The sequence below is a fragment of the Corynebacterium sp. ES2775-CONJ genome (genome assembly GCF_024814515.1).
Classification (GTDB): domain Bacteria; phylum Actinomycetota; class Actinomycetes; order Mycobacteriales; family Mycobacteriaceae; genus Corynebacterium.
Genome location: NZ_JANUXT010000002.1, coordinates 268,660 through 292,273, shown reverse-complemented (window position 1 = coordinate 292,273; position 23,614 = coordinate 268,660). Strand labels below are relative to the sequence as shown.

The 23,614-nt window shown below is 54.8% G+C and carries 19 protein-coding genes; 14 read left to right on the top strand and 5 right to left on the bottom strand.

Annotated elements, in window-relative coordinates; translation table 11 throughout:
- Positions 1-40: 40 nt before the first annotated feature.
- The 3 genes from NXT01_RS03570 to NXT01_RS03560 all read right to left on the bottom strand — a co-directional run bounded on the left by NXT01_RS03570 (position 41) and on the right by NXT01_RS03560 (position 3,839).
- Positions 41-694 (bottom strand): anaerobic ribonucleoside-triphosphate reductase activating protein, encoded by a 654-nt coding sequence (locus NXT01_RS03570; protein ID WP_259077506.1) that lies wholly within the window; start codon positions 692-694, stop codon positions 41-43.
- Complete coding sequence (locus NXT01_RS03565; protein WP_259077497.1) at positions 660-2,414, bottom strand: ribonucleoside triphosphate reductase; 1,755 nt, start codon at positions 2,412-2,414, stop codon at positions 660-662. The genes NXT01_RS03570 and NXT01_RS03565 overlap by 35 nt, the downstream gene beginning before the upstream one ends.
- Before the next feature lie 168 nt (positions 2,415-2,582).
- Positions 2,583-3,839 (bottom strand): ammonium transporter, encoded by a 1,257-nt coding sequence (locus NXT01_RS03560; RefSeq protein ID WP_259077486.1) that lies wholly within the window; start codon positions 3,837-3,839, stop codon positions 2,583-2,585.
- 276 nt (positions 3,840-4,115) lie between these two features.
- On the opposite strand from NXT01_RS03560, the gene NXT01_RS03555 reads away from it, so the two are divergent.
- The 3 genes from NXT01_RS03555 (at position 4,116) to pulA (ending at position 8,440) form a co-directional block, all read left to right on the top strand.
- Complete coding sequence (locus tag NXT01_RS03555) at positions 4,116-5,207, top strand: ABC transporter ATP-binding protein (RefSeq protein WP_259077484.1); 1,092 nt, start codon at positions 4,116-4,118, stop codon at positions 5,205-5,207.
- Between the two features lie 90 nt (positions 5,208-5,297).
- Positions 5,298-6,578 carry a DUF4032 domain-containing protein gene (locus tag NXT01_RS03550; RefSeq protein WP_259077483.1) on the top strand — a complete coding sequence of 427 codons (1,281 nt, stop codon included), beginning with the start codon at positions 5,298-5,300 and terminating at the stop codon, positions 6,576-6,578.
- A 50-nt stretch (positions 6,579-6,628) separates the two neighbouring features.
- On the top strand, positions 6,629-8,440 hold the full coding sequence (pulA, locus tag NXT01_RS03545; RefSeq protein ID WP_259077482.1) for a type I pullulanase: 1,812 nt from the start codon (positions 6,629-6,631) through the stop codon (positions 8,438-8,440).
- Between the two features lie 29 nt (positions 8,441-8,469).
- Here the strand turns inward: pulA and NXT01_RS03540 are convergent, their stop codons facing one another.
- On the bottom strand, positions 8,470-9,609 hold the full coding sequence (locus NXT01_RS03540) for an HNH endonuclease signature motif containing protein (protein ID WP_259077480.1): 1,140 nt from the start codon (positions 9,607-9,609) through the stop codon (positions 8,470-8,472).
- 90 nt (positions 9,610-9,699) lie between these two features.
- On the bottom strand, positions 9,700-11,217 hold the full coding sequence (locus NXT01_RS03535; protein WP_259077479.1) for an alpha-amylase family glycosyl hydrolase: 1,518 nt from the start codon (positions 11,215-11,217) through the stop codon (positions 9,700-9,702).
- A 34-nt stretch (positions 11,218-11,251) separates the two neighbouring features.
- Here NXT01_RS03535 and NXT01_RS03530 point away from each other — a divergent pair, with 34 nt between their 5' ends.
- From NXT01_RS03530 to NXT01_RS03480, 11 genes are all read left to right on the top strand, one after another.
- Entirely contained in the window at positions 11,252-12,577 is a 1,326-nt protein-coding gene (locus tag NXT01_RS03530) for a TrkH family potassium uptake protein (protein WP_259077476.1), read from the top strand.
- A complete protein-coding gene (locus NXT01_RS03525) occupies positions 12,570-13,220 on the top strand; it encodes a TrkA family potassium uptake protein (protein ID WP_259077474.1) in 651 nt (216 codons plus the stop codon). The genes NXT01_RS03530 and NXT01_RS03525 overlap by 8 nt, the downstream gene beginning before the upstream one ends.
- A 319-nt stretch (positions 13,221-13,539) precedes the next feature.
- The gene (locus NXT01_RS03520) at positions 13,540-14,784 is read left to right on the top strand and encodes an extracellular solute-binding protein (RefSeq protein ID WP_259077472.1); all 1,245 of its coding nucleotides are present in this window, start codon (positions 13,540-13,542) and stop codon (positions 14,782-14,784) included.
- 158 nt (positions 14,785-14,942) lie between these two features.
- Positions 14,943-16,298 carry a carbohydrate ABC transporter permease gene (locus tag NXT01_RS03515; RefSeq protein ID WP_259077469.1) on the top strand — a complete coding sequence of 452 codons (1,356 nt, stop codon included), beginning with the start codon at positions 14,943-14,945 and terminating at the stop codon, positions 16,296-16,298.
- Positions 16,299-16,327: 29 nt separating this feature from the next.
- Positions 16,328-17,182 (top strand): sugar ABC transporter permease, encoded by an 855-nt coding sequence (locus tag NXT01_RS03510; protein WP_396124724.1) that lies wholly within the window; start codon positions 16,328-16,330, stop codon positions 17,180-17,182.
- Between the two features lie 75 nt (positions 17,183-17,257).
- Positions 17,258-17,977 (top strand): hypothetical protein, encoded by a 720-nt coding sequence (locus tag NXT01_RS03505; RefSeq protein WP_259077465.1) that lies wholly within the window; start codon positions 17,258-17,260, stop codon positions 17,975-17,977.
- A gap of 277 nt (positions 17,978-18,254) precedes the next feature.
- Positions 18,255-18,626: a 30S ribosomal protein S12 gene (rpsL, locus tag NXT01_RS03500; RefSeq protein WP_025251882.1), complete on the top strand. Its 372-nt coding sequence runs from the start codon at positions 18,255-18,257 to the stop codon at positions 18,624-18,626.
- A gap of 3 nt (positions 18,627-18,629) precedes the next feature.
- Positions 18,630-19,097 (top strand): 30S ribosomal protein S7, encoded by a 468-nt coding sequence (gene rpsG / locus NXT01_RS03495; RefSeq protein ID WP_259077463.1) that lies wholly within the window; start codon positions 18,630-18,632, stop codon positions 19,095-19,097.
- 143 nt (positions 19,098-19,240) lie between these two features.
- Positions 19,241-21,313 (top strand): elongation factor G, encoded by a 2,073-nt coding sequence (fusA, locus tag NXT01_RS03490; protein WP_259077795.1) that lies wholly within the window; start codon positions 19,241-19,243, stop codon positions 21,311-21,313.
- A gap of 316 nt (positions 21,314-21,629) precedes the next feature.
- A complete protein-coding gene (tuf, locus tag NXT01_RS03485) occupies positions 21,630-22,820 on the top strand; it encodes an elongation factor Tu (RefSeq protein WP_259077461.1) in 1,191 nt (396 codons plus the stop codon).
- A 230-nt stretch (positions 22,821-23,050) separates the two neighbouring features.
- On the top strand, positions 23,051-23,602 hold the full coding sequence (locus NXT01_RS03480; RefSeq protein ID WP_259077460.1) for a DUF421 domain-containing protein: 552 nt from the start codon (positions 23,051-23,053) through the stop codon (positions 23,600-23,602).
- The last annotated feature ends 12 nt before the right edge of the window (positions 23,603-23,614 follow it).

The following is a 23,614-nucleotide window of genomic DNA, read 5'->3' as shown; positions in this document are numbered from 1 at the left end:
GGAGGGAGCAGTGCTTTTTTGCGCTGTAGGCGAAAGATTCTTAGTGAAGAACAAACGGTGAGCCGTCGGCGGCGCGAGCATGCTGGATCACCAACTCGTGGCCATAACCCTCGACCTTTTCTGCGAGGGTACTAAGGTGGTGCTCGAGTGGGCTATCGGCGAAGATAGTGGTGCGTACCTGCATATCCACGCCGGCCTCGTCGAATAAGTGCATACTCTCCCAGCATCGATTGCCAATATGGGCGGGGCGTTGGATGGCATATTCCATATCATCGGGCAGCGCTTTAATATCTAATCCCACCCAATCGGGAGTGGTATCCGGGGATTGCAGAAGGCGCCTAATAGCGGCGGGGGAGTAGCCACAGGTATGCAGCCCCACGGCAAAACCCTCCTGGTGGGCTTTCGCGATGGCTGGGCCCAGGCCTGAGGATAAGGTGGGCTCTCCGCCGGAAATCACGATACCGTCGAGTAAGGCGCGGCGAGTGGCTGCCTGGTCGAGGGCGGTATCGAAACTTAGTGCGCCATGTGTCAGCGGCTGCAGATTAGGGTTATGGCAGTAGACGCAGCGTAGTGGACACCCTTGGGTGAAAACGGTGAGCGTGATATTTCCGGGCCAATCGGTGGCGGAAAACGGGATAATTCCCGCCACCGGAAGGCTTTTAGACGAGGGCTTCGTTAAAGTACTGGCGCTCATGGAACTCGCCCTTCTTACCAATATTGAAGCTGGCCATGGGGCGGAAATAACCCATAACGCGCGTCCACATCTCAGTGTCCTTCTCACACTGCGGGCAGTGTGGGTGCTCGCCCGAGATATAGCCGTGATCCGGGCAGATACTAAAGGTTGGGGTGACCGTGATATAGGGGAGTCGGTAGTTCTCCAGTGCGCGCCTGACCATCTTGGCGCAGGCCTCGCCGTCGCTCATCGCGGCCCCCATATACAGGTGCAAAACTGTACCACCGGTATACCGCGTTTGGAGCTCATCTTGGTGCTCGAGGGCGATGAAGGGGTCAGGAGTATGTGCCACTGGTAGCTGCGAGGAATTGGTGTAATAAGGCTCCTCGGCGCTGCCGGCGTGGAGGATATCGGGATAGCGCTTGATATCTTCCTTGGCTAGTCGGTAGGTGGCACCCTCAGCAGGGGTGGCCTCGAGATTATAGAGGTGGCCAGTGTCTTCCTGGGCTTGGGTAAGCCGGCCGTTGATATGGTCTAAGATCTCGATGACGAACTGCTTGCCCTCAGAGTCGGTGATATCGAGGATATCGTCACTATAATTGCGCACCAGCTCATTGAGCCCGTTCACGCCAATGGTGGTGAAGTGATTATCCAAGCTGGGCAGCCAGCGCTTGGTATAGGGGTAAAGCCCAGCATCTAGCATCTTGGCGACAAATGCGCGACGCTTTTCCAGGGTGTCTACGCTGAGATCAATGAGGGCATCGAGGGCATCAAAGAGCTCGTGGCGCTGTCCTTTAAAGAGATATCCCAAGCGGGCGCAGTTGAGGGTAACCACGCCGATGGAGCCGGTGAGTTCGGCGGAACCGAAGAGACCGTTGCCGCGTTTGAGAAGCTCGCGCAGATCCAGTTGGAGGCGGCAGCACATGGAGCGAATATCGCCGGGGTTGAGATCGGAATTGATGAAATTTTGGAAATAGGGCAGCCCATACCGGGCCGTCATGGTGAATAATTCCTTGGTCAGCGGTGCTTCCCAGTCGAAATCTTCCGCAATATTATAGGTGGGTATGGGGAAGGTAAAAGGCCGCCCGTCAGCGTCGCCTTCGGTCATCACCGCAATAAAAGCACGGTTGATCATATCGCGCTCGGCGTCGAGATCACCATAGGTGAACTCACACGGCTCGCCGCCGATAAAGGGCACCTGATCCTTGAGGTCATGAGGGCAGGTGAGGTCGAAGGTGAGATTAGTAAATGGAGTTTGGGTGCCCCAGCGGGAGGGGACGTTGAGGTTGAAGATGAATTCCTGCATGAGCTGTTCAACCTGGTCATAGCTGAGGTTATCGCGGCGGATATACGGAGCCATATAGGTATCAAAAGATGAGAAGGCTTGGGCGCCAGCCCATTCATTTTGCAAGGTACCAAGGAAGTTCACCACTTGGCCGAGCGCTGCGGATAGGTGCTTAGGAGGGCGCGAAGCAATAGCACCGGTAACCCCACCAAAGCCCTCAGCTAGCAGGTTGCGCAGTGACCATCCGGCGCAGTAACCAGAGAGCATATCGAGATCGTGGATATGAATGGCGCCTTCGCGGTGCGCGGTGGCAGCGGCGGGGGAGAAGATATCGTCGAGCCAATAATTGGCCACAGTTTTGCCGGCGGTATTGAGGATCATGCCGCCGAGGGAGTAGTCCTGGTTGGCGTTGGCGTTGACGCGCCAGTCGGTGCGGTTGAGGTATTCAGTGAGCATGGTTTCAGAATGTAGCCCACTGCCGACCCGCTACGCCACCATATATGGGAGCGTGTTGCTTTACAATACCCACATATTGTGGTTTGACCCCTTGGCTTTCGGGGTTTCACGAGGAGTGTGCCCCCTAGATATAGGATTAGTGGGATTAATTACATTTATGTAATTATCTTAATAATGGGCGAATCTCGCGCCTCCATCATCGTAAGCGGATTCTCCGTGGACCGTATCCGCGCCACTGTGTTCGGTCTCCGGGTCCAGGCGTAAGCCAATGGTGTGCTTGATGCCCAAACCAATAATGAGTGTCCATACGCCTGCGTAAACCATGGCGAAAAGTGCCACAAGAATCTGAATAATCACCAGCTCAATGGAGCGATCGGCGCTTAAGAATCCCACGGCTATCGTGCCCCAGAGGCCAGCAACGAGGTGGACTGCGACAACATCGAGGGAATCGTCGATACGCAAACGGTATTTCATGCGGATCACGCTCGAGGACAGCACTCCCGCACTCAGACCCAAGAAGATTGAGGTCAGAGGGGTTAAGGCGCCTGCCGCGGGAGTAATGGCGACGAGTCCCGCAACAAGGCCCGATGCCATGCCTAAGGTGGTGGCATAACCGTCGCGGAAGCGCTCGATCGCAAGCCAGCCGAGGCCTCCAGCGGCTGCGGCCACGGTGGTATTAAGCCATGCGAGGGCGGCCAGTCCTGAGGCAGATAGCGCGGAGCCGGCATTAAATCCACACCACCCGAACCACAAAAGACCGGTACCTAACATGACCATGGGGAGGTTATGGGGGCGGTGAGTGAGCTTGGTGAAGCTGCGTCTCGGGCCAATGAGTAAGGCCAAGACGAGCGCTGCGGTGCCAGCGGAGATATGGACGACCGTGCCTCCAGCGAAGTCGATGGGCTGGATGATCGCCTCACCGTTGTGGGTGCCAAAAAGGAATGCGGAGAGACTGTGGGTGGAGTGGCTCAAAAATCCGTGACCCCAGACCATATGGGCGAGAGGATAGTAGACCGCTGTGACCCAGAGGGGGATGAAGGCAAGCCAGGCGGGAAAACGGGTGCGCTCGGCGATAGAGCCGGCGATAATTGCGCAGGCAATGACGGCGAAGGTGAGCTGGAAGATGACATCAAAAATGATGGGGTAGCCCTCGGCTGTGGGGGTATGAACGCTACTGAGATAATCCACGGGGTGGAAGGGATTGGCCACAAGCCCGAGGATGGAGATTTCGCCGTAGGCCATGCTGAAGCCGTAGAGGACGTGAATGATGGGCACGATGGCAAGAGCTGCGAAGCACATCATCAGCATATTAAGGACCGCTTTGCCGCGGGACATGCCGCCGTAGAAGAGGGCGAGGGCGGGGGTCATAAGGAGGACGAGGGAGGAGGAGACCAAAAGCCATGCCCCTGTTGCTGTTGAATCCATAAGGGGTCCTTGATCAGCTAGTGGAGAAATTCTATAGATCAATAGAATTTTATCTATAGAACTATAGAAAACTAGAGGGGATAAGTCAAAACCCACACAGGTATCAGCAGATCTGCAGGAGACGAAGATAACTCTCCCAATATTTGAGTGGCGTGGGTTAAATAGATAGATTGGACTATAGCGCGCCGGCCTGATAAGTAGGCATGAGCGGCGTAGCTGGAAGTTTTTTTCACTCGGATCGTTCGGCACGTACCTGCCGATGAAAGGACGCCACCCATGGCATCAGTAACCTTCGATAAGGCCACCCTGGTCTATCCAGGCGCGAAAGCGCCAACCGTCAATAAATTCGACCTCGAAATCGCCGACGGCGAATTCCTCGTCCTCGTCGGCCCCTCCGGTTGCGGTAAATCCACCACCCTGCGCATGCTCGCCGGCCTCGAAGATGTCACCGACGGCCGCATCCTCATTGGCGACCGCGACGTGACCACCGCCGCCCCCAAAGAGCGCGATATCGCCATGGTCTTCCAGAACTACGCCCTCTACCCACATATGACCGTGCGTGAAAATATGGGCTTCGCCCTCAAGATCGCGGGCATGGACAAAGCCGAAATTGATCAGCGCGTCAACGAAGCCGCCGCCACCCTCGACCTCACCGAATACCTCGACCGCAAGCCAAAGGCCCTCTCCGGTGGTCAGCGTCAGCGTGTGGCCATGGGACGCGCCATTGTGCGTAAGCCCCAGGTCTTCCTCATGGACGAGCCACTGTCGAACCTCGACGCCAAACTACGTGTGCAAACCCGTACCCAGATTGCCTCCCTGCAGCGCAAACTTGGTGTGACCACGCTATACGTCACCCACGACCAGACCGAGGCCCTCACCATGGGTGACCGCATTGCCGTTCTCAACGGCGGCTTCCTCCAGCAGGTCGGCAGCCCCCGCGAACTCTACGACACCCCAGCAAATGTCTTCGTCGCCGGCTTCATTGGATCCCCAGCGATGAATATTCTCGATTGCTCCCTCGAGGGCAACGTGGCCACCATCGGCAATGCACGTATCCCAATTACCGATATCACCCGCGCCGCCATCACCCCTGAGGACCAGGGTCGTATCACCATTGGCTTCCGCCCCGAGGCCCTCGAGCTTGTCGACGCCTCCGGCGACACCATCCCAGTCACCCTCGACTTCGTTGAGGAACTAGGATCCGATTCCTTCCTTTACGGTCATATCGAGGGCACCGACAATAAGCAGCTCGTTATCCGCGCAGCTCCTAATATCGCACCTCCACGCGGCACCACCATTCACGTGCGCGTGACCCCTGAGGGACAGCACAATTTCTCCGCGTCGACAGGCACTCGCCTGCCCGCGTAACCTAGACAGACCCTCACCTTTAGCCCGTACTCCCCACGCCTGGTGGGGGGTGCGGGCGCTATCACTGTTATACACAGGAAGAATCCGGATATGACCAGCCATATGCACATCGACGGCTCCGCCTACTCCGCGAGCCTCTTGCCCCTGCCCTGGAGCACCCCGCTCGAAGAATGGGGCGACGACGTTGTCGTGACCCTACCCCGCGGCATTTCCCGCCACGTGGTACGCTTCGTTCACCTCGGCGACGCCACTGGAACCGATTACGCCACCCAAGCCCTCTCAGGGGGTATCATCGCCGCCATTAAAGAAATCGGACGCCGCACCGCGCACCACGAATACGCCATGCTGCGCGAATTGCGCCGCGTCAAAGCGCCCGCAGTCACCCCCATCGCCGTCATCACAGGGCGACGTGATGAAAACGGCGAGAAACTCACCGCAGCCTTGGTCACAGAACACCTCCGCTTTTCTCTCCCGTACCGCGAAATCTTCTCCCAAACCCTCGAGCCCGCGGTGGCCGATAAGCTCATCCGCGCCCTCGCAATCCTTTTGGTTCGCCTACACCTGTTGAATTTCTACTGGGGCGATGTGTCTTTGTCGAATACCCTATTTAGGCGCGATGCAGAGACCTTCTCCGCCTACCTGGTCGACGCCGAAACGGGAGAATTCCAGCCCAAACTGTCAACCAACCGCCGCCTGCATGATCTCGAGGTGGCCCGGGTGAATGTGATCGGCGAACTCATGGACCTCGCCTCAGGGGGTACGCTCGACGAGCAAATCGACCCCATCGCCTTGGGTAATTCCATCGAAACCTATTACCTCGATCTCTGGTCCCAACTCACCGAGGAAATCGAAGTACCCGCCAGCGAGTACTGGCGCGTAAAAGAACGTGTAGAAAAACTCGCCGAAATGGGCTTCGATATCGAAGAATTTCAAATCTCCGGGTCGAGTGGCACGATCACAGCACGGCCGAAAAGCGTGGACGCCGGCCACCACTCCAACCAACTCATCAGCCTTTTGGGTCTTGAGGTTGAAGAGCAGCAGGCTCGCCGATTGCTCTCTGAGATTCGTCGTTACGCGCCCGGGCAACCCATCGAACAAGCGGCGCGCTCATGGTACAGCGAAGAATATTTGCCCACCATTCACGCTATGCCCCCTGAGCTCACCGATAAGCTCGAGCCGGCACAGATTTTTCATGAAATCCTCGATCACCGCTACTTCTTAAGCCAGGAACAAGCGCGCTTTATCCCCATGGACGAGGCCGCTCACTCCTACTACGACAAGGTGCTACCAGGCCACCGTGATGAGAAGATGCTGATCGATTTACCGCAGAAAGCCAGTATGGATATCACTCACCTCGACTCCGATAGCTAGCCACGAAGCAAATTGTTATAGTGATCCAGGAACAATACAAGGAGAAATTGGTGAGACAGTACCCCCACTACGACGGACAACTTGGCGCCCTGTATACCCCTTCAGCCACCACCTTTAGGCTCTGGGCACCAACTGCCGCTACGGTTACCCTCTATCTTCGCTCCGAGGCCTACCCCATGACCCAAGGGGATCACGGGGAGTGGGAAACTATATGTCACGGTGACTTCCACGGAGCCGAGTACCATTTCGGCCTCAGCTTTCCAAATGGCACAACTACGACGAGCGTGGACCCCTATGCCCGCAGCGTGACCATCAACGGTAAGCAGGGCGTTGTTGTGGACGTCGACACGCTACTCGGCCCAGTTCAACGACTCGACAGCTTCACAGATCCGCGCACCGCGATCATCTACGAGGCTCATATCCGCGACCTCACCATCGGGCCGAACAATGGAATCACCCATAAAGGCGCATTCCTAGGCCTCAGCGAAGCTGGCACCCGCACCACGCGGGGCAACCTCTCAGGGCTCGACTACCTCAGCTCCCTCGGAGTCACCCATATCCAACTACTGCCCATCTTCGACTTCGGCAGCGTCGACGAAGCCGGCGATCTCAGCTACAACGCCCAGTACAACTGGGGATATGATCCAGAGAACTACAATGCCCCGGAAGGCTCCTACGCCACCATCCCCGGCGACCCACTGCTGAGGCTGACCGAGCTGAAAAAACTTATCGACGCCTTGCACGCGCGCGGGCTGCGGGTAATCATGGATGTGGTCTACAACCACGTTTACGAGGCCGAAAGGCACCCCTTCGAACTCACCGTTCCAGGCTATTATTTCCGCACCACCAGTGAAGGCGCATTCTGCAATGCCACCGGCTGTGGCAATGAAACAGCATCCGAGCGGTCGATGATGCGCAAGTATATCGTCGATTCTGTTCTCTACTGGGCCCGCACCTTTGGCCTCGACGGATTCCGCTTTGATTTGATGGGCATTCACGACGTAGACACCATGAACGCCGTGCGCCGGGCGCTCGATACGGTGGATGAAGGCATCATTATCATCGGAGAAGGCTGGGAGATGGGCAACCACTCTCAGGGGGTACGTGGCGCTCATCAGGGCAATGCTGCCCTCATGCCAGGTGTGGGTATGTTCAATGATTTCTATCGCGATGTGGTGAAGGGGAGTAACTTCATCCGCACTGGCAGTGGCTTCATCTCAGGGGCTAGCGGGGATGATGCCCGCAAGTTATTTGACGCCCTCAATCCCTTGGATCCCAGTCACTCAGTGGTCTACAACGAGGCCCATGATAATTGGACAATGTACGACAAACTACGTGGTACCACCGGTTTGGAACAGGCCCCTGAGGAGGAGATCGCTCAACGCCACACTCTAGCCACCCTCACCCAATACCTAGCGCGTGGCATGGTCTTCCTTCACGCAGGTCAGGAATTTCTACGTACCAAGGGTGGAGATGAAAATTCCTATAAGAGCCCTGATTCCGTCAACGAATTTGACTACGACCGTGCCCAGCTTTTCGCCAAGGAAGCGGGTTTTGTTCGCCACCTAAATACTTTTCGTAAAAAGTACTCGTGGACCTACGATCCGCAGTATCTCATGGAGCTCATGAGCGCTGAGGGGCGGCGCCTAAGCTATCGGGTTAACGATGCCTTCGGCCCTGGCCGGCACGCGATTGTTATGCTAAATGGGGAAAATAGGCACTGGCTACACCCTGTTACCTCAGGAGCTTACCGAGTGCATATCAACCAAGGTGTGGTATTCCACAACCCCGCTCCTATAAACCTAAGCCATGAATATGTGGTGGGCCCCCTGAGTGGAACGGTTTTGGAGTGTGTCGAGTAGGCCACTAAGCGATATGCGTAGCGGCCTTTCTAGGATTGCTTTCCGTAGTACTCGAGTGCCCACTGGGAGACGCTTTTGGGGTGCGTCCGAAATTCGAGCTTTCCGCGTTTAGAACGGCGCAGCCCGGGAACCCCAGTTTTGGGATCTTTCTCGATTCGCCCGTGCCTCGAACTGATCCCTGGCACGTCGCAATTAAGACGATTATGCACCCGACACAGGGGCGCTAAATTGTCGTAGGTGGTCGGTCCCCCGCGGCAATGGGCCTCGATATGGTGTCCATCGCAGCTGATCGCTGCGATATCGCAACGCGGATGCACGCAGCTTAGATGCTCAATCGCGGCAATATATTTTTGATAAGGATTAAAGTAGCGGCCCTGTATGGTGCGCTGAATTCGAGCAGAGCTGACAGGTGCTGGGCGACCTTCGGCATCCAGCCCCCAGCAGATAACGTAGCCGAATGTGCCGATCTTCTCGTTGATGAACTGGCTGAGGTTAATTGTCGCGCCATCACTGGTAGCGATGCGCCCATCGGAAAAATACCTGGTTCCAGCCTCGAGCGGAAGAATAAAACAGGGCTCGTGGATGGGCTTTTTCTCCGGTGATCCCGTGATAAGGCGGTTGATGGCGGCTTGGCCGATGGCGTCGAGAAGCGTCAGTGATTCGTGTGCGGCGCGTAGGGCGCGGGCATCGGCGGCGAGCCTGACCCGCAGCATGTGAGCGCGATCTTCACTTAACCACCCAGAGAAGTGGATTCGCCCGTGGGCGTCGGGGACGGTACCCATGGAAAAGCGTGCCTGCGGCATCGGTTTCTCCATCCCGGCGTTTTCTTCGCGCACCCGCCGGGTCATGAAAGTTCGCAAATCGCGAAGCAGCATGGAGGGTGCTCGGCGGATGAATTCCTCGCGTAAAACGTGAGTATCGATAGATGCTGAGATCTTCTTTATATATTTATTGATCACATCAACCTGATCGACGCTCAGCTCCAAGCGAGCGGCGAGCGCTAAGTGCTTACGATCGAATTGCCGTGCCAACCAATGGAGGTGTTTTGCGCGGCTTAAATCGATCCCCGCACCCGCTTCAAGCTCCTCGGGTGTGATGGAGTGCGTGCGCACATGGTTCAACATCGCGGCGCCGGAGCGCTGTGCGGTGATCCATGTGCGGTAGCTCATGCCCTCAGCCTAACCTGAGCCGGCTGTTATCGCGCGGCGAGCTTTAGACCCCTGTGGATAACCTTTTCCCGCCCCACTACGCTGTGTTTTTCACTGGCCGACGATCACCGCACTCGCAGGTGGTAACCACTTACCCGAATTTAGGTCAGCGTTGAGAGCAAAGAGAATCTCGCCTTCATCGGGGATTTCTATTGGCTCAGTAGACATATTGATGGTGACCACTACCGAGAAGCGGCGATAGCGTAGCACCCGATCGGAGGAGATATCGGAGAGGAATTCTAAACCCCCTGAGGCGTGGAGGTCTGGGGTATCGCGGCGCAATTTAATCAGGGTGCGCACCACGTGCAGCAGCGATTGGGGATTCTGCTCGTGTCGCTCCACCGTCTTCTCAGGGCCCTGATTAGCGAAAGTGGGCAGGTAAGTATTTGGGTTCGTGCTAAATCCCGCTTGTGGCTTCGTTGACCACTGCATAGGGGTGCGCGCGCCGGTGCGGGTATAGCCGCCCTCATGGGTAGGAAGATCTTGATAGTCCATGGCGATTTCATCGCCGTAGTAGATAAACGGAATACCTGGCATGGTGAGCAGGAAAGTGAAATAGAGCCGCAACTCAGCGTCGGTGAGGTAGTGGGAGATACGTGGATTGTCATGGTTGCCCGTAATCAGGCTGAAATGGCCCGCGCCGACGCTGGCACGGTAGTGCGGGAGGTACTGGTCGATGAAGTCGCTGGCTGCTCTCGAGCTCACGGCCGAGAAGAAAGCGTTATCGGCACGAACCAGTAGGTTATAGCCGTTCCCCGGCCAATCGAGGTAGAAATCCATATCGAACCCGGCTTCCAGGGACTGGCTGGGGTTTCCCCACTCGGCAACAAAGATCGCATCGGGGTGCGTTTTCTTGACGTTTGTGAAGATCTCCTGCCACGCCCTTATGGTTGCGCTCTTATCCGGATCGTGTTTGACCAAGGAATCAGCCATATCGACACGGAATCCATCAACACCCTTATCGAGCCAGAATGTGATTACTTTCGCCATCTCTTCGCGGTTGCGCTGCGCCCCCTGAGAGGATGTAGGCTGCTGCCACGGGGTCTTCGGTGTGGCGAAGCCGTAGTTCAGAGCTGGTTGAGAGTGGAAGAAGTTGAGCACATAGCAACCGTTGCGCGGAGCTACTCCGGCGACGAAAGGCAAAGAATCGGCGTCGCCAAACCATGAGTCCGTCCAGATATAGCGGTCATCCTCAGGGGTCTTATCAGGGGAGGAGGATTGGATAAACCAGGGGTGTTCATCGCTGGTGTGGCCGGGTACAAGATCGAGCAGGAGGCGGATACCTGCGGCGTGGAGAGCGTCGATAAGCGCGCTGAGATCGTTGGTGGTGCCGTAGCGAGGCGCTATCTGGTAGTAATCGCGCACATCGTAGCCGGCATCCTTGAAGGGGGAGTCGAAGATGGGGTTGAGCCAAATGGCGGAGATGCCGAGCTGTTGTAAATAGGGGATCCTGTCGATGATGCCGCGCAGGTCTCCGATGCCGTCACCATTGGAGTCTGCAAAGGATTGGGGATAGATTTGATAAAATGTGGCTTTTTCCAGCCAGCTTTTTCCGCTGTGCGTTTCCATAAATACCATGTTAGTAGTGACTAGGATGTGATTCATGAGGCGTTTTCGACGGTCGCCGGCCCGCTTGGTGGCAGAGTCTTTTCTGGGCCTCATTGTGCTGGGTACGGTGCTTCTAAGCATGCCGTTCTCGCATGCCACCGAGGAGTCGAGCATCCTAGTTTCTTTGTTTACCGCCACCTCCGCGGTCTGTCTCACCGGTCTCGTGGTGGTTGATACTGCCACTTATTGGACGCATCTGGGTCAACTTATCATTATCGGCCTCGTGCAGCTCGGCGGACTGGGAATTATGACCTTGGCAACCCTAGCCTCGTGGGCAATAGTCGGCAGAATGGGGGTTCGCTCCAGACTTAATGCATCCGCAGAGGGCCGGGGATTGCATCTTGGTGAAGTCAAGGGACTCCTCGCAGCCACGATAGGATTTACGCTCGTCGTAGAAATAGTGGTGGCAATGAGTCTCAGCTTGCGTTTTTATCACCACTATGGCCTCGGTGTTCCGGCCGCTATCTGGGAGGGGAGCTTCCACGCCATTTCTGCCTTTAATAACGCTGGTTTCGGGCTCGCCTCCGATAACCTCGTGCCGTATGTCCGCGACGAAGTCATGCTCTGGCCAATCGCGCTAGCCATAATTTTAGGCGGTCTGGGGTTTCCGACGCTCCTAGAGTTAGCCAAGCGGGTGCGTACGCGCGGACACCTGAGCTTGACGACGATTTTCACCCTCTATGGCACGGCCATCCTATTGTCCGCTGGCATGATTGTGACGGCTTTCTTTGAGTGGAATGGGGCGCTCGCGCACCTATCCCCAGGGGATAAGCTCTTCTCCGCTTTCTTTCACTCGGTGAGCTCGCGTACGGCAGGGTTTAACTCCATCGACCTATCGATGTTTCACCCCAATGAACTCATGGCTACCAATATTTTGATGCTCATTGGAGGCGGTTCTGGGGGGACCGCCGGTGGGGTGAAAATAACCACAGTTGGAGTCTTAGTTGCTGTGTTGATCGCAGAGATCAAAGGCGACGATGAGGTGGCTATTTATGGTCGCAAATTGCCTGACCGTACCTTACGGCAGGCGTTGGCCGTGGTAACCATAGCGGCATTTCTGGTCTTTTCCTCCATTATGATCGTAATAGTCTTGGCACCAGACTTCGCCACTGATCAATTGGTCTTTGAGGTCATTAGTGCCTTTTCTACGGTAGGACTGTCTACTGGTATCACCTCAGCCCTGCCCCAAGGCGCTCAGATTGTGCTCATTATATTGATGTACGCTGGACGGATTGGGCCGATTACCGTGGTGGCGGCGTTGGCAGCCCGCGACCAGCAGCGACATTATTCTTTCCCTGAAGAAAGGCCGTTCATTGGTTAAATTATTTCGGCGCCAATCCGTGGTGGTTATTGGTTTAGGTCGCTTTGGTATGGCATTGTCTGAAGAATTGGAAAAGCAGGGTGTGGAAGTGCTCGGCCTCGATATGAACCGCGAGGTGGTGGCGCGGGCGACCGAGAAACTTAGTCATGCCGTGGTGGGCTCGGGCACCGATGAGGCGGCCCTTAAGCAATTGGGCGTGCAGGAGGCGCGCCGGGTCGTGATTGCCATCGGATCCGATTTGGCGGCCAGTGTTCTTGCTGCGCAATCCATTTTAGATTTAGGGGCGCCAAATGTGTGGGCTAAGGCCGATGGAGACGCTCACGAGAAGATACTCAAACGGATTGGGGTGCACCACACCATTCGCCCCGAACGCGATACTGGCCGCAGGATTGCCCATCTGATTGGGGGAGCGGCGGAGGAGTATGTGGAATTCGATCACGATTTTTCCATGATCAAATTGGCTCCGCCGGTAAATTTCTTGGGTTTAAGAGTGGAGGAAACTCCTCAGGGGGTCGATATTGTGGCCGTGCGTAAGCAGGGGGGTAGGTTCACTCGCCCCGTTCCCGGCCAGCGCATCGAGTCGGGCGATATCATCATCGTTGCTGGTGCTCTGAGGAGTTTAGAGAGCTTCGCAGCATCCTAATTTCTACCCCCTTTCGTGGGCTTTTTCGGGCGACGGAAGGGGGCTTTACTGTGACTAACTGCGGGTCAAAATGTGATTATCTTCATTTTTTTAGCAGACGTGATTCTAAATTCACAGCATAAGCCCCCTTCATGCTCTGCTAACAGCCTTCTTCGTCTTTGTTCAGGTGGTGCGCTGTGTTTAGATATGATTATTGAGCTTTAGCAGGATCCTTTTCCTTTGGTAGGAAAAAGAACATTGCATATCGCACATATCTTAAAAGTTCTCCCTTTTGTTCAAAAGTGGAGAGAATCTTCTACAAGAAAGTGGTGTTTGTACAGTGCTGAACACTCGCAAAGCCTTCGCAGCAGTAATTGCTGTGGCCTTGGGCTCCGCTAGCCTGGTTGCTTGCTCTAATGACGACGCTTCGACCAATGATGCCGCAGGTTCCGCATCCGGCAGCGATATCACCTTAACCGTATGGACCTCCCAAGAAGATCAGACCAACTCCGATGCCTGGCTACAGTCCATGGAGAAGGCTTATGAAGAGGCTAATCCAGATCTGAATATCACCTGGAAGAACTCCGTGGTGTCCTCGGCTGATGCTGCTACCACCGTGACCCAGGACCCATCCGCTGCTGCTGACGTGTACGTATTCGCCAACGATCAGCTCGGCTCGCTGATGGCTGCTAATGCTATTGGCGCACTGTCCGACGATGGCAAGGCACAGCTCGATATGCAGGCTGAAAAGTCCCTGGCTGACTCCGTCGTGGGTAGCGATGGAGAGTTCTACGGGCTGCCTTATGAGCCAAATACCTGGTTCATGTACTACAACAAGTCCAAGCTGAGCACCGAAGATGTCAAGAGCTTCGACACCATGTTGGACAAGGCTAAGGTTTCCTTCCCAATCTCTAACTCGTGGTACCTCTCAGGCTTCTATGCAGGTGCTGGCACCACGTTCTTTGGTGCTGACGGCCTGGATGAGGCTGACGGCATTAAGGCCGGCGATAACGCAGCCGCCGTTACCGAGTACCTCGCAGGCGTTGCCAAGAACCCGAACTTCATTAACGACGCTGATGGCGCCGGCATGGGCGGACTCGCAAACGGCTCCGTCGACGTGGTCTTCTCCGGCGCCTGGGATGCGCAGGCCGCTGAAGAGGCTCTAGGCGATGACTACGCTGTCGCTGCTCTGCCAACCTACAAGCTCAACGGTGCAGATGTGCAGATCAAGGCCTTCTCCGGTTCTAAGGCTGTGGGTTATAACCCAACCTCTAAGAACCAGGTTGAAGCTGCTAAATTCGCTCAGTTCCTCGCCTCCAGCGAGTCTCAGAAGGCTCACTACCAGCTCAACGGTGTGATCCCTGCTGATAAGACCCTCGTTGATGACCCCGAGATTTCTCAGGATCCAGTGGCCGTCGCTCTCTTCGAGACCGTTGCTAATGCCTCCGTGCTGCAGCCTACCTTCAAAGAGATGAGCGATTTCTGGGAGCCCGCTGATAACTTCGGCAAGGCTCTTGCTAACGGTGAGGTCACCGAGGCTAATGCAGCTGAGAAGACCGAAGCCTGGTTCAGCGCCTACAAATAAGGCTGCACGTTTTTCCTAGCTTCCAAGTAGTTCGATAGCTACTTGATAAAAAGCCCTGAAGCGCTCTGCCTTCATAGCACGATCTGCTTCAGGGCTTTTGTCGAATCGAGATACTGACGACGCTGGGAGTACCCCTCTTTTCACAAAGGAGAATTCCAATGAAGCACCGCGGCCAAGAAGCCGAGTTCAAGATTGGGCAAGCGTGGAGCGATGGCGATATCCTCACCAAGCTATCCCTTTTTGTCTTCGGTTTAGGCAATCTCGCGCGCAAGCAGTACGTCAAAGGTGTGATGCTGCTGGCCATCGAGATCTTAAGCGTCACTCTCTTTATTACCAAAGGCTTTTCTAAGATCGCTGCGCTGCCCGAGCTTGGTGGCGAGGGCGGTCAAACCCGGGTGAAGGTAGACGGTTTCTGGACCTACGTCACCTCAGAGCCATCGATCGTTGTGCTGCTAAACGGCATTGTCTCCGTCGTCGGAGTCCTCGCCTTCTTATGGTTTGCCACCATCGCTTTGCGCAGCGCCTTCAAAGCTCAGGTACAGATTGAAAACTACGGTCAAGCTCGTAGCTTCAAGGGCGATCTGAAAGCACTGCTGAATACAGATGCACCTATTTTGTTTATGACCTTGCCAACTGCCGGCATTCTCATCTTCACCGTCTTGCCACTGATCTTCATGATTTCGATGGCATTTACCAGCTTCGATTCCAATAATTCCCAAAACTTCAAGTGGGTCGGTTTCGAAAACTTCGGACAAGTATTTAGCAACGACGGCGGCCAAGTGAACTTTAACCTGTTCATTGGTGTGTTGATCTGGACCCTCGTCTGGGCTTTCTTCGCTACTTTCTTGAACTACTTCTTGGGCATGTTCTTGGCTATGGTGATTAACCGCCGTACCACCCGCGGTAAATCCTTCTGGCGGGCGATTTTCTCGCTCTCGGTAGCTGTTCCACAGTTCGTATCGCTATTGGTGCTGCGCTCTATGCTGCAGCCTCAGGGTGCTATCAACCGGTTGCTACTCGATTATGGTCTCATCGATTCGGCACTGCCATTTTTTACCGATACCACCTGGGCCCGTGTCACGGTGATTGTTATCAACCTTTGGATCGGTATTCCTTATACCATCATGCAGGTCACCGGCATTCTGCAGAATATTCCCGGTGAGCTCTACGAGGCAGCGCGCCTCGACGGCGCCAGCTGGTGGCAGACCTTCCGCAGTGTCACCATGCCCTATATGTTGTTCGTGATGACCCCGTACCTCATTACTACCTTCACGGCCAATGTGAACAACTTCAACGTTATCTACCTGCTCTCCGGTGGTGATCCGACCCCAGTCGGAGCCTCGGCTGGTAAGACTGACCTCTTGATTACCTGGTTGTACAAGCTCACTGTGGACAAGGGCGACTACAATATTGGTGCCGTCATCGGTATCTTGACCTTCATCGTTTTGTCCACCGTGGCGTTAATTACCTATCGCCGTTCCGGCTCTTACCGCAATGAGGAGGGTTTCCAGTGAGTAAGACCCTTGATCACACTGATGCCAAGATGACCGACCAGCGGGCTGCCCGCCGGGTGGGGGATATCTTAAGCTACGCATTATTAGGCACGCTCTCCATAATCTGGGTCATGCCCATTATCTGGATTTTTGCCAACTCTTTTAATAAGAATACGGCACCTTATTCCTCGACTTTCTTCCCCACGGAGTACACCTTCGATAACTATATTGCGCTCTTTACCGAACGCGATGTTCTCGATTTCCCGAGGATGTTCCTCAATACCTTTGTCATCGCGGTATTCACCATGCTGATTTCGGTATTCTTCGTCTTGATCGTCTCGTTCTCCCTCTCGCGGATGCGCTTTAGGTTCCGCAAGGTTTATATGAACCTCGCGCTGACCTTGGGCATGTTCCCAGGCATTATGGCCGTCGTTGCTATTTACTTCATTTTGAAGGCCATGGGTCTTACGGGTGGTTCGATGACCAATATCGCCTTGATCATCGTCTACTCCGCTGGCTCCGGTATGGGCTTCTACATCATGAAGGGCTATATGGACACCATTCCTAAGTCCTTGGATGAGGCTGCTTATCTAGATGGCTGCTCGCGGTGGCAGGTCTTCTATATGATCATTTTGCCTATTGCCAAGCCCATGATTGTCTACCAAGCTATTATTGGCTTCCTGGTACCATGGCTTGACTTCGTGCTGGCAAAGGCAATCGCACGCACCCAGGATAACTACACGGTAGCTCTTGGGTTGTGGAAGATGCTGGAGAAGGAGTATATCCACGATTGGTTCGCTCGGTTCGCTGCTGGTGCAGTGTGCGTTTCGATTCCTATCGTGATCCTCTTCATCGTCATGCAGCGCTACTATCAGGAGTCTATGGCGGGCTCCGTCAAGGGCTAAGAATAGCGCACAGATTTTTTCAGGGCGCCTTACTATATATAAGTAAGGCGCCCTTCATTACTATGATTAGGGGCTATGATGACCAGTAATTTCGCAGCCAAAGGGCTCAAAATCCGCGGCCTTCTCATCATTGCGAGCATCTTCTTGCTTTTCCACGTGATCAGCCTCGGTATCGAGCGTCGCTTGGTACCGGATATTGCCCAAGCGAGTTTTGGGAATCTTTCTTTTGTGATCATCCTTGAGATCCTCAGCTGGGCCGCCTATCCACTTCTGGCCTTTTGTTTCCTTATTGCACTTGAGCATCTTACGGTTACGCGGGACCTTGTTTTGTTGACCCTAGGGCTAAGCGTTGTGAGTGAATGTGCAGAGGATTTTGCCCGTAGTGGGCGGCTGATCGATATGCGTTCCCAGAGTTTTGTTTGGGCTTTTGTATTGTGCATCATTTGCTACCAAGCGCTGAAGTCTAAAAAGGTGCGCTCGCGTCCGCTAGTGGCCGTGGCCATCATCGTGGCCGCTTTATTATGGGCGTTTATCGCCCAACTGGGAGTGCGTTTTAGTGGGTTCGTGCCAGGGGCCATCCTCCTTGTGTTCTTCCTCGTATTCTTCTACCTCAAAGGCCGTGAAAATACTATGATGCTCTCCGCTGCCTTAATGGGCGCTACCTTTGCCGTCGCTCCGGCTTTCGGTGTGGTCTTTTTGCACTACCGTGCCCCTAGCGTGGAGATTGAGCCGCAGTTTCCACCCGCGTGGATACTAGCGGCGTACCCGGTGGCACTGATCATTGCTGGGTTTTAGAATTTGACGAGCCCATGTCCGTGGGACTAGAGTTTCCAATAGTCCCATATGTGGGAGTCTTGGAATTTTGCCCAGTGTCTACTGGGAGCCTGGATTCTAGCAATTAGTTAGATCTTCAAGATTCTTCAAGAAAAACGGTAGCGGCCCCGGAAAGAGCCCCTATTTTTGTTTGTTTAGGGGCATATAGGGATTGTCGCAATCGTCAAGAAAATTCCAGATAGTGAGCGAAATTTCCTCCTCCGGATGGATGAGGATCAATCGAAGAGAAAGACTGTTCATGCCAACTATTCAGCAGCTGGTCCGCAAGGGTCGCCATGATAAGACTGCAAAGGTAAAAACTGCAGCTTTAAAGGGTTCCCCTCAGCGTCGTGGCGTGTGCACCCGTGTGTACACCACCACCCCTAAGAAGCCTAACTCCGCTCTGCGTAAGGTCGCCCGTGTGCGCCTAACCTCCGGCATCGAGGTTTCCGCTTATATCCCAGGTGAGGGCCACAACCTCCAAGAGCACTCCATGGTGCTCGTGCGTGGCGGTCGTGTGAAGGACCTCCCAGGTGTTCGCTACAAGATCATCCGTGGCGCCCTCGATACTCAGGGTGTGAAGGACCGTAAGCAGGCCCGTTCCCGTTACGGCGCAAAGAAGGAGAAGTAAACAATGCGTAAGAATGCAGCTCCCAAGCGTCCAGTTATCAAGGATCCAGTCTACGGATCCGAAGTTGTGACCCAGCTGGTTAATAAAGTCCTTCTTGATGGCAAGAAGTCCACTGCCGAGCGCATCGTGTATGGTGCCCTTGATAAGTGCAAGGAAAAGACCGGCACCGATCCGGTGCTCACTTTGGAAAAGGCACTGGGCAATATCAAGCCTGAGTTCGAGGTTCGCTCCCGTCGTGTCGGTGGCGCTACCTACCAGGTTCCTGTTGAGGTTCGTGCCGCTCGCGCCAATACTCTCGCCCTGCGCTGGTTGGTGACCTTCACTCGTCAGCGTCGTGAGAACACCATGATTGAGCGTCTTGCTAACGAGATCCTCGATGCCGCAAACGGTTTGGGTGCTTCTGTGAAGCGTCGTGAGGATACCCACAAAATGGCTGAGGCTAACCGTGCCTTCGCTCATTACCGCTGGTAATCTTAACGCTTGCGGGCGCTATTAAGGCGCCCAATATGTGGATTACTATTAGAACTATTATCCCTTCAGCTACATAAGTTAGGAATACCGTGGCACCACAAGAAGTGCTTAAGGACCTCCACAAGGTCCGCAATATCGGCATCATGGCTCACATCGATGCCGGTAAGACCACCACCACCGAGCGTATCCTCTTCTATACCGGTATCAACCGCAAGGTAGGCGAGACCCACGATGGCGCCTCGACCACCGACTGGATGGAGCAGGAAAAAGAGCGCGGCATCACCATTACCTCCGCTGCTGTGACCTGTTTCTGGAATGGCAATCAGGTTAATATCATCGACACCCCAGGTCACGTTGACTTCACCGTTGAGGTGGAGCGTTCCTTGCGCGTGCTTGACGGTGCCGTAGCCGTTTTCGACGGCAAAGAGGGCGTAGAGCCCCAGTCCGAGCAGGTGTGGCGTCAGGCCGCTAAATACGATGTTCCTCGTATCTGCTTCATCAACAAGATGGACAAGCTCGGTGCTGACTTCTACTACACCGTGCAAACCATCATCGACCGCCTCGGCGCCAAGCCATTGGTTTTGCAGCTGCCGATCGGCGCAGAAGATGATTTCGACGGTGTTGTTGATCTGCTCGAGATGAAGGCTATTACCTGGCGCGGCAAAGTCGAGACAGGCGCTGAGCCAACCATCGAGGAAATCCCAGCTGATCTGCAAGAGAAGGCTGAGGAGTACCGCGAGAAGCTGCTCGAAACTGTTGCTGAGTCCGATGAATCCCTCATGGACAAGTACTTCAGCGGTGAAGAACTCAGCGTTGAGGAGATCAAGGCTGCGATCCGTAAGCTGACCGTTGCTTCTGAGGTTTATCCAGTGCTTTGCGGTACTGCTTACCGCAATAAGGGCGTTCAGCCTTTGCTCGATGCCGTCATTGATTACCTCCCGAATCCTCTCGATATTGGCGAAGTGATCGGCCACGCTGTGGGCGACGAGTCCACCAAGGTCTCCCGTAAGCCTTCTATCGACGAGCCTTTCTCCGCTCTCGCTTTCAAGATCGCTGTTCACCCCTTCTTCGGTAAGCTCACCTTCGTGCGCGTCTACTCCGGCATTGTGGAGCCTGGCACCCAGGTTGCTAACTCCACCAAGAGCAAGAAGGAGCGCATTGGCAAGCTCTTCCAGATGCACGCCAACAAGGAGAACCCTGTCGACCAGGCTCGCGCTGGAAATATCTACGCTTTCATCGGGCTCAAGGAAACCACCACCGGTGATACCCTCTGCGACGCCAATAACCAGATCATCTTGGAGTCCATGGACTTCCCGGATCCTGTGATCAAGGTATCCATCGAGCCTAAGACCAAGTCTGACCAGGAGAAGCTCGGCGTTGCTATTCAAAAGCTCGCTGAAGAGGATCCAACCTTCACCGTGGAACTCGACGACGAAACCGGCCAGACTGTTATCGGTGGTATGGGCGAGCTCCACCTAGATGTTCTGGTGGACCGCATGAAGCGCGAATTCAAGGTGGAAGCTAACGTTGGTAACCCCCAGGTTGCTTACCGCGAGACCATCCGCAAGGCCGTCGATCGTGTGGAGTACACCCACAAGAAGCAGACCGGTGGCTCCGGCCAGTTTGCAAAGGTCATTGTTGCCTTCGAACCTTATACCCCAGACCCAGAGACCCTCGAAGAGGGCCAATCTGCTACCTATGCTTTCGAGAATGCGGTGACCGGTGGTCGCGTGCCTCGCGAGTATATCCCGTCCGTCGACGCAGGTATCCAAGATGCCATGCAGTACGGTTACCTCGCTGGCTACCCCTTGGTTAATATCAAGGCCACGCTGCTCGACGGCGCCTACCACGACGTTGACTCCTCTGAAATGGCCTTCAAATTGGCTGGTTCCCAGGCTCTCAAGGAAGGCATTGCTAAGGCAAAGCCAGTCCTGCTCGAGCCAGTGATGGCCGTCGAAGTGATCACTCCGGAAGAGTATATGGGCGACGTGATCGGCGATATTAACTCCCGCCGTGGTCAAGTCAACGCCATGGATGACCGCGCCGGTGCGAAGGTTGTTAAGGCACGTGTGCCGCTATCGGAGATGTTCGGTTATGTTGGTGACCTGCGTTCTAAGACCCAGGGTCGTGCCAATTACTCGATGATTTTCGATTCCTACGCTGAGGTTCCTGCGAGCGTATCCGCCGAGATTATCGCGGAGCGCAACGGTAGCTAGACGCTCACCCAGGTAGCCTTCGTTGAAAGTCCAGTACATGGGAGGCTATCTGGGTAACTAGGGTAGTGGCTTCCTTGAGTCATTTTTCTTAGATATAATTCTAAAAGTGGCTTAAGGTGGCCGTTACCCTAGTAGATCCTATATCCACGAGATTTCACTAGCGGTTTGAAAAAAATGCGGTGGAACCTTAGGATCATGTAACTGGCATAAGTAATCGCTGAGCGCCAGATCATCCCCGAGGTGAGAAGGATCAGCACCATCAATTTTTGTGGCTGCGAGGTTCGTGGCCACCACGAAAAGTCCAGGAGGACACACTGTGGCAAAGGCCAAGTTTGAGCGCACTAAACCCCACGTAAATATTGGTACCATTGGTCACGTTGACCACGGTAAGACCACTACTACCGCTGCTATCACCAAGGTTCTGGCTGATACTTACCCAGATCTGAACCAGGCTTTCGCCTTCGATGCCATTGATAAGGCACCTGAGGAAAAAGAGCGCGGCATTACCATCAACATTTCCCACGTTGAGTACCAGACCGAGAAGCGCCACTACGCTCACGTTGACGCTCCAGGTCACGCCGACTACATCAAGAATATGATCACCGGTGCTGCCCAGATGGACGGCGCTATCCTCGTTGTAGCTGCAACTGACGGCCCCATGCCTCAGACCCGTGAGCACGTTCTTCTTGCTCGCCAGGTTGGCGTTCCTTATATCCTCGTTGCTCTTAACAAGTGCGATATGGTCGATGATGAGGAAATTATCGAGCTCGTGGAGATGGAAGTTCGCGAACTTCTCGCTGAGCAGGATTACGATGAGGAAGCTCCTATCGTTCACATCTCCGCTTTGAAGGCTCTCGAGGGCGACGCTAAGTGGACCGAGTCCATCGTTGAGCTCATGAACGCCTGCGACGAGTCCATCCCAGACCCAGAGCGCGAGACCGACAAGCCATTCCTCATGCCTATCGAGGATATCTTCACCATTACCGGCCGTGGCACCGTGGTCACCGGTCGTGTCGAGCGCGGTCAGCTCAAGGTTAACGAGGATGTTGAGATCATCGGTATCCGCGAGAAGAGCACCTCCACCACCGTTACCGGTATCGAGATGTTCCGTAAGCTCCTTGACTACACCGAAGCTGGCGACAACTGCGGTCTTCTTCTCCGCGGCATCAAGCGCGAAGACGTTGAGCGCGGCCAGGTTGTTGTAAAGCCAGGCGCTTATACTCCTCACACCGAGTTCGAGGGCTCTGTCTACGTTCTCTCCAAGGACGAAGGCGGCCGCCACACCCCATTCTTCGACAACTACCGTCCACAGTTCTACTTCCGCACCACCGACGTGACCGGTGTTGTGAAGCTTCCTGAGGGCACCGAGATGGTTATGCCTGGCGACAACGTCGACATGTCCGTCACCCTGATCCAGCCTGTTGCTATGGACGAGGGCCTGCGCTTCGCTATTCGCGAGGGCTCCCGTACCGTTGGCGCCGGCCGCGTTACCAAGATCATCAAGTAATGATCACCGCACCCTAAAAGGTGCGCACTAATCACCGCCTTATCTCCGCTTAGGGGATGGGGCGGTTTTTGGCATTCCTACAGGCATTTACTTCTGCGAGATTATAACGCTCAGAAATGCTGAACCTCCCAGGCTAAGATTTCAGATTGCTGGTGATGTCTTCCAGGCCCATAACGGGCTTGATGAAACTGATCAAGCGCTTATACCAAAGGCTGCTAAGCTGAGTTTTTATGGACCAATTAAGGCTCTATATGTACGAGCAGTTAACGATCGATCCCTGGCGTATCCCCGTGGTGATTCTTTCGGGGATTTTTACCTACCTCGGCTTTATCGTATTGGTTCGGATTTTTGGAGCCCGGGTGCTCTCCAAGATGCACACCTTCGATGCCGTTGTTATTGTCATGTTTGGAGCGGTGGCAGGACGTGCAGTTATCGGTCACCCGCCCACTTTAATGGCGGGAATAGTGGGACTCGGCACGCTTATGGTCATGGAATCCATTTTTGGGATGATCCGCGACGGTCGGTATATCAAGCGAGTCATCAATAGCCACCCCCAGGTCATCGTCGCCAACGGAGAGATGATCGACGATCAGCTACGCAAAACTCATGTATCCCCCTCTGATATTCGCTCTGCACTACGCAGAGCAGGTATACCGACACTCTCTATGGTGCAGCTGATGATTCTAGAACCAACCGGGGACCTTACAGTTTTCAAGGTCGGTATTCCCGTAGATCCCGATCTTCTCAAAGGGGTGGCTGGTGTGGAGTATCTCTACCCCTAAATAGAGAAATTC

Bases quoted from the DNA above. Each gene is read 5' to 3' on its own strand.
- NXT01_RS03570 (WP_259077506.1), bottom strand. From the start codon at position 694: ATGAGCGCCAGTACTTTAACGAAGCCCTCGTCTAAAAGCCTTCCGGTG.
- NXT01_RS03565 (WP_259077497.1), bottom strand. From the start codon at position 2,414: ATGCTCACTGAATACCTCAACCGCACCGACTGGCGCGTCAACGCCAAC.
- NXT01_RS03560 (WP_259077486.1), bottom strand. From the start codon at position 3,839: ATGGATTCAACAGCAACAGGGGCATGGCTTTTGGTCTCCTCCTCCCTC.
- NXT01_RS03555 (WP_259077484.1), top strand. From the start codon at position 4,116: ATGGCATCAGTAACCTTCGATAAGGCCACCCTGGTCTATCCAGGCGCG.
- NXT01_RS03550 (WP_259077483.1), top strand. From the start codon at position 5,298: ATGACCAGCCATATGCACATCGACGGCTCCGCCTACTCCGCGAGCCTC.
- NXT01_RS03540 (WP_259077480.1), bottom strand. From the start codon at position 9,609: ATGAGCTACCGCACATGGATCACCGCACAGCGCTCCGGCGCCGCGATG.
- NXT01_RS03535 (WP_259077479.1), bottom strand. From the start codon at position 11,217: ATGGAAACGCACAGCGGAAAAAGCTGGCTGGAAAAAGCCACATTTTAT.
- NXT01_RS03530 (WP_259077476.1), top strand. From the start codon at position 11,252: ATGAGGCGTTTTCGACGGTCGCCGGCCCGCTTGGTGGCAGAGTCTTTT.
- NXT01_RS03515 (WP_259077469.1), top strand. From the start codon at position 14,943: ATGAAGCACCGCGGCCAAGAAGCCGAGTTCAAGATTGGGCAAGCGTGG.
- NXT01_RS03510 (WP_396124724.1), top strand. From the start codon at position 16,328: ATGACCGACCAGCGGGCTGCCCGCCGGGTGGGGGATATCTTAAGCTAC.
- NXT01_RS03505 (WP_259077465.1), top strand. From the start codon at position 17,258: ATGATGACCAGTAATTTCGCAGCCAAAGGGCTCAAAATCCGCGGCCTT.
- rpsL (WP_025251882.1), top strand. From the start codon at position 18,255: ATGCCAACTATTCAGCAGCTGGTCCGCAAGGGTCGCCATGATAAGACT.
- rpsG (WP_259077463.1), top strand. From the start codon at position 18,630: ATGCGTAAGAATGCAGCTCCCAAGCGTCCAGTTATCAAGGATCCAGTC.
- fusA (WP_259077795.1), top strand. From the start codon at position 19,241: ATGGCTCACATCGATGCCGGTAAGACCACCACCACCGAGCGTATCCTC.
- NXT01_RS03480 (WP_259077460.1), top strand. From the start codon at position 23,051: ATGGACCAATTAAGGCTCTATATGTACGAGCAGTTAACGATCGATCCC.